Origin of the sequence: Streptomyces sp. SID3343 (genome assembly GCF_009865215.1) — a bacterium.
Lineage (GTDB): Bacteria > Actinomycetota > Actinomycetes > Streptomycetales > Streptomycetaceae > Embleya.
In genome coordinates, this window is record NZ_WWJX01000824.1 from 1 (window position 1) to 5109 (window position 5109).

The 5109-nt window shown below is 71.0% G+C and carries 5 protein-coding genes; 3 read left to right on the forward strand and 2 right to left on the reverse strand.

Features of this window, described 5'->3' with window-relative positions; all coding sequences use genetic code 11:
• Window positions 1–1273, forward strand: a 1273-nt coding sequence (locus tag GT354_RS25835) for an LCP family protein (RefSeq protein ID WP_237535453.1), incomplete at its 5' end; no start/stop codon positions are given.
• Window positions 1274–1448: 175 nt separating this feature from the next.
• The gene (locus GT354_RS54500) at window positions 1449–2603 is read left to right on the forward strand and encodes an MFS transporter (RefSeq protein ID WP_161358776.1); all 1155 of its coding nucleotides are present in this window, start codon (window positions 1449–1451) and stop codon (window positions 2601–2603) included.
• Window positions 2604–2654: 51 nt separating this feature from the next.
• Here GT354_RS54500 and GT354_RS25845 read toward each other — a convergent pair whose 3' ends face one another.
• Complete coding sequence (locus GT354_RS25845; RefSeq protein ID WP_202512292.1) at window positions 2655–3854, reverse strand: HAMP domain-containing sensor histidine kinase; 1200 nt, start codon at window positions 3852–3854, stop codon at window positions 2655–2657.
• On the reverse strand, window positions 3845–4543 hold the full coding sequence (locus GT354_RS25850) for a response regulator transcription factor (RefSeq protein ID WP_161358777.1): 699 nt from the start codon (window positions 4541–4543) through the stop codon (window positions 3845–3847). Before GT354_RS25850 ends, GT354_RS25845 begins: the two co-directional genes overlap by 10 nt.
• A gap of 175 nt (window positions 4544–4718) precedes the next feature.
• Here GT354_RS25850 and GT354_RS25855 point away from each other — a divergent pair.
• The coding region (locus GT354_RS25855) for a glycosyltransferase family 2 protein (RefSeq protein ID WP_161358778.1) at window positions 4719–5109 on the forward strand (391 nt) is incomplete at its 3' end.

The following is a 5109-nucleotide window of genomic DNA, read 5'->3' on the forward strand; positions in this document are numbered from 1 at the left end:
CGGTTCGGGCCTCCCGTCCGGGCCGGGGCGGGCCGCCGCCCGCCGGGCCCGCAAGAAACGCAACCGTCGGCGCAGGGTGTTCCTCCCGATCGGGATCGGCGTCTCGCTCCTCCTGCTGACCGGGATCTCGGCCGCCTACGTCGCCTACCAACGCCTGAACGGCAACATCAAGACCGACGCGGTGGACGGCAAGCTCAACGCCGACCGTCCCCAGGCGGGCGGCAACGGTACGGGCAAGCCGATGAACCTGCTCGTGATCGGCTCGGACTCGCGCGCCGGCGGCAACCGCGCGCTCGGTGGCGGCGGGGACATCGGCGAGCGCTCCGACACGATGCTGTTCGTCCACCTGACGTCCGATCGCAGGCGCGCGGTGGTGATGAGCATCCCGCGCGATCTGTTGGTCGACATCCCCTCGTGCGTGACCAAGGACGGCACGCGCTCCGAGGCCCGTCGCCGCGTCATGTTCAACTCGGCCTTCGAGGTCGGCGGGGCCGCGTGTACCCGCAACACCGTCGAGAAGGTCACCGACATGCGGGTGGACCACCACATCATCATCGACTTCGCGGGCTTCAAGGGCATGGTCGACGCGGTGGGCGGCGTCGAGATCTGCCTGCCCGGCAACGTGCAGGATCGCCAGGGCCACATCTCGCTGTCCGCCGGGCGGCGCAAGGTGGACGGCAGGGAGGCACTGGACTACGTGCGCTTTCGGCACGACAACGCGGTAGGCGGGGACGGCAGCGATCTGGGTCGGATCCGTCGGCAACAGGCGTTCATGGCCTCGCTCGCGCGCCAGATCCGCAGCAGCGACACGCTCACCAGCCCGACCAAACTCTTCGGCCTCGCCGACGCGTTGACCAAGTCGATCCGGGCCGACGAGGGGCTCGACTCGGTGAAGGACCTGGTCGAACTCGCACGCGGCCTCGGGAACCTGGACACCAAGGACATCACGTTCGCGCACATCCCGGTGTACAACCCGCCGGACGACACGAACCGGGTCGCGCTCGTACAACCGGACGCGCGCCGACTGTTCGAGGCGATCAACCGCGACGACCCGCTCGACGGAAGCCGCAAGCTCGCCGCCACCCCCGCCACCCCCACCGCGTCCGCCGCGGTCGAGCCGACCAGGCCGGCCGTACCGCACAAGCCCACGGCCAAGGCACCCGGAAAACGCACCAGCGCGAGCGCGACCGGCAGCCCACCTGCCGAGCCGTCGAAGCCACCGATCAAGCCCGTCACCCGAGACGCCAACCAGGATGTCTGCAGGGCGAATTAGGGGGAAGCCGGCTCGCGGAGCACCGCTTTTCCGCCCCCGCCGAAAGCCTCCGCGGAGGTCGACACGGTGCGATGACTTCGCGACGGCCGAAGCTCGCCCGGTGCTCCGGACCGACGCCGGCAAGGCCGTTCTCGCGTGATGCTCGGCGCGGCGAGTCGACCTTCAAACTGACCGGATGGACATCTCCCGGCTCCCGGCGGACGCACGCGACCGACGCCGAGCCGAGATCCGGGAGTTCCTGCGTTCGCGCCGCGCCCGGGTGACACCCGAGGAGATGGGCATGCCCGCCGGCAGTGGGCGACGTACGCCGGGGTTGCGCCGCGAGGAGGTCGCCGTACTCGCCGGCGTGGGAGTGTCCTTCGAAGGCCCGGCGCGCACCCGGGTGTTCGCCGCGGTCGGGATCGTGACGGGCGCCGGACTGGCAATGGGCGCGATGGCGGCCGGAGCCTTGGCCGACGCTCTGGGATGGCGCGCGTTCTTCGGCCTGCACGCGATACTGATCTCGTTCGTGATCCTGCTGCCGTTGTTGCCGAACTACCTCCTGGTATCGAATGGTTCCTCCAGCCGCTCGGCCGGCGTCACGATGTTGTGGATGACCCTCCCGATCCTGCTCACCCCGCTCCTGGCAGGGCGGCTCGTCCGGTGGGGGCTGTCCACGCGGGCCGTGTTCGGACTCAGCCTGGTGTGCCTGACGACGGGCGTCGCATGGCTCGCCGCGGTCCTGCGGCCCGGCGTCGACACAGCGACACTCGCCGGCCCGCTGATCGTTTTGGGCGCGGGCGTCGGTTTGAACTTCGGCCTGGTCGACGGCGCGGTGTTGACCGTGGTCGCACCGGAGGCCACCGGAACCGCGGCGGGCTTTCTCAACACGGTTCGACTGGGCAGCGAGGCCGTCGTGATCGCCGCGGCCGGCTCCGCGCTGGTCAACGTGACTCGCGCTCGACTCGACGACGACCTGGGAGCATTCCCCGCGTATCGGGGATCGGCCGGGGGACTCGTCAACAGTGTCAACGCGGGAGACCTCACCGGTCCGCTGTCCGAACTGCCGCCCGGGATCCAACCGGCCTTCACCGACTTCGTCACTCACGGACTCACCGACGCATGGCAGGCGGTCCTGTGGGTGAGCGCGGCCGTTTGCGCCGTCCTGTCCGTGGCGATCCACCGCATGCTCGCCGAGCCACGTCGAAAAACGTCCGCGGGGGATGAACCCCATGCCACGCCGAACGACGAACCGGCCCGAACACTCCCGTCGAGGAGACCGTCAAAGCTGTGGCCCGCACGAGCGGGTGGGAACCACGTCACGACCGGCCCGACCGAACCGCAACCGTGACCGGCAGGCCCAGGGAACGAACCCACGGCCACAGGCGAAGACCGCAACCCGTCAAGGCCCAGCGGCCCCCAGCAAAGGCAGGTGGACCTCGAAGCGGCACCCGCCCCCGATGTTCGCCACCGCCACGTGGCCCGAGTGCGCCTCGACGATCCCGCGGACGATCGCCAGGCCCAAACCCGCTCCGCCGCCCGGTGACGGCGTGCGCGCGTGGGTGCCACGCCAGCCCGTGTCGAAGACGCGGGGGAGGTCTTCCTCGGGGATACCGCCGCACGCGTCCGTCACCGACACCACGACCCTGCCCGCGGCCTCGCTCACCGATACCGCCACCGTTCCGTCGGACGGCGTGTGCCGGATCGCGTTGACCAGCAGATTCGTCAGGGCCCGCGACATCTCCCGCCCGTCCACCCGAACCGGTACCGCGACCATCCCCTCGCCCGCGACCCGCACCGAACACGACCGGGCCAACTCCTCGGTGCCCGCCATCGCGTCGGCGACCAGGTCGTACAGGGACATCCGGGCCAGGGTGAGCTTGAGTGCGCCCGCCTGGATCCGGGACAGCGCGAAGAGGTCGTCCACCATCGCGCTGAGCCGGTCCACCTCGGTCCTGATCCGTCGGTGATACCGGGCCGGATCCGTCGGCAGGCCGTCCTCCAGCGCCTCCGCCATGGCCCGCAGACCCGCGAGGGGAGTACGCAGGTCGTGCGAGATCCAGGCGATCAGTTCCCGCCGGGCGTGCTCGACCGCCCGCTCCCGCTCGCGCGACTCGGCCAGTTGCACCCCGGCCCGATCCAACTCCCGCCCCAACTCGGCGAGTTCCGCCACGGTCGAGATCCGTCTCGGGACACTCGCCGCCGAGGTCGGACCGCCACCCGAATCGACACCGCCGCCCGAACCGGGGCCGCCGCTCGGGACCGTCCCGCCGTCGCCCAACTCCCGTGCGGTTCGCCGCAAATCCCGGACGTCGGCCACCACCGGCCGCCCCAGCAGCACCGCGACACCCACCGCGAGTACTGCCGAGACCGCGCACACGACCATCACCACGGTGAGGTCGTGCGACGAGAGCAGCATGGCCTGCGCGACACCCACCGTGCCGGCGGCCATGGTCGCGATCGTCACGATCGACAACGCCGCGAGGGCGACCGCGAGGGGGCGCTGCCGGACCGCGCGCAGGCCGAGCAGGCCCAGCAGCGCGACGCCGAGGCCGCAGCCCGCCGCGATCACACAGATCAACCCGAAATCCCTCAGCGGCATATGGGTTCGACCTCCAGGCGGTAACCCACGCCCCACACGGTCACCAGGAGCCGGGGCGCGGCCGGGTCGTCCTCCACCTTTTCCCGCAGCCGGCGCACATGCACCGTCACCGTCGACTGGTCGCCGAACTCCCAGCCCCACACGCGCCGCATCAACTCGTCCCGGGAGAACGCCCGCCCGGGGTTGCCGAGAAAGAAGCACAGCAGGTCGAACTCGCGTGCGGTCAGCGACAGTTCGCGCCCGCCCCGAAACACCCGATGAGCCGCGACGTCCACCTCGACGTCGGCGTGCCGCAGCACCGCGGGGGCGGCCGCGACAGCCGTCGGCGGCGCCGCGGTCCGACGCAGCACCGACTGCACCCGCAAGACCAGTTCCCGCGGACTGAACGGCTTCGTCACGTAGTCGTCCGCGCCGACCTCCAGACCCGACACCCGGTCGCCCTCGTCGCCGAGCGCGGTCAGCATCACCACCGGTACCGGGCCGCGCTCGCGCAGCCGACGGCACACGTCCAGACCGTCCATGCCCGGCAGCATCAGATCCAGCACCACCAGATCGGGCATCTCGGCGAAGGCCATGGCAAGAGCGGACGGCCCGTCGGCGGCGTGCGCGGTGGCGAATCCCGCGCGCTCGAGATAGCCCACGACGACTTCGGCCACGGTCGGGTCGTCGTCGACGACGAGCACCTTCATGTCGGCGAGTGTAGGTGCGGGTGGGTGCCGGTAGATGGGTGAACGGGGGCGAATCGGACCCGAGGCCACATCCGTAAGACCCTCGTAAGCCACCTGGCCCAATCGTGGCGACGTCAGCACTTCGTAAGCACGTCAAGCCCGGGTATGCGGCCCTCGCCTACTTAGCGTGAGCGTCATGGACGCCTCATCACCGCACTTCGTGGATGTCGTTTTGCCGTGCCTCGACGAGGCCGCCGCACTTCCGTGGGTACTCGGCCGAATGCCGGCCGGCTATCGAGCCGTCGTCGTCGACAACGGCTCGCAGGACGGATCGGCCGAACTCGCCCGCGCACTGGGCGCCACCGTCGTCGTGGAGGACCGCCGGGGCTTCGGCGCCGCGTGCCACGCGGGGCTGCTCGCGGCGACCGCGCCGGTGGTGTGCTTTTGCGACTGCGACGCGTCGCTCGACCCGCGCGAACTGCCGCGGGTCGCCGATCCGGTGCTCGCGGGCGACGCCGACCTCGTCCTCGGCCGCCGCCGACCACAGACCCTGGGCGCGTGGCCGCTGCACGCCCGGGCGGCCAACG

What these genes read in the sequence shown, in the direction of transcription:
- GT354_RS25845 (WP_202512292.1), bottom strand. Translation starts at nt 3,854, where the DNA reads ATGCCGCTGAGGGATTTCGGGTTGATCTGTGTGATCGCGGCGGGCTGC.
- GT354_RS54500 (WP_161358776.1), top strand. Translation starts at nt 1,449, where the DNA reads ATGGACATCTCCCGGCTCCCGGCGGACGCACGCGACCGACGCCGAGCC.
- GT354_RS25850 (WP_161358777.1), bottom strand. Translation starts at nt 4,543, where the DNA reads ATGAAGGTGCTCGTCGTCGACGACGACCCGACCGTGGCCGAAGTCGTC.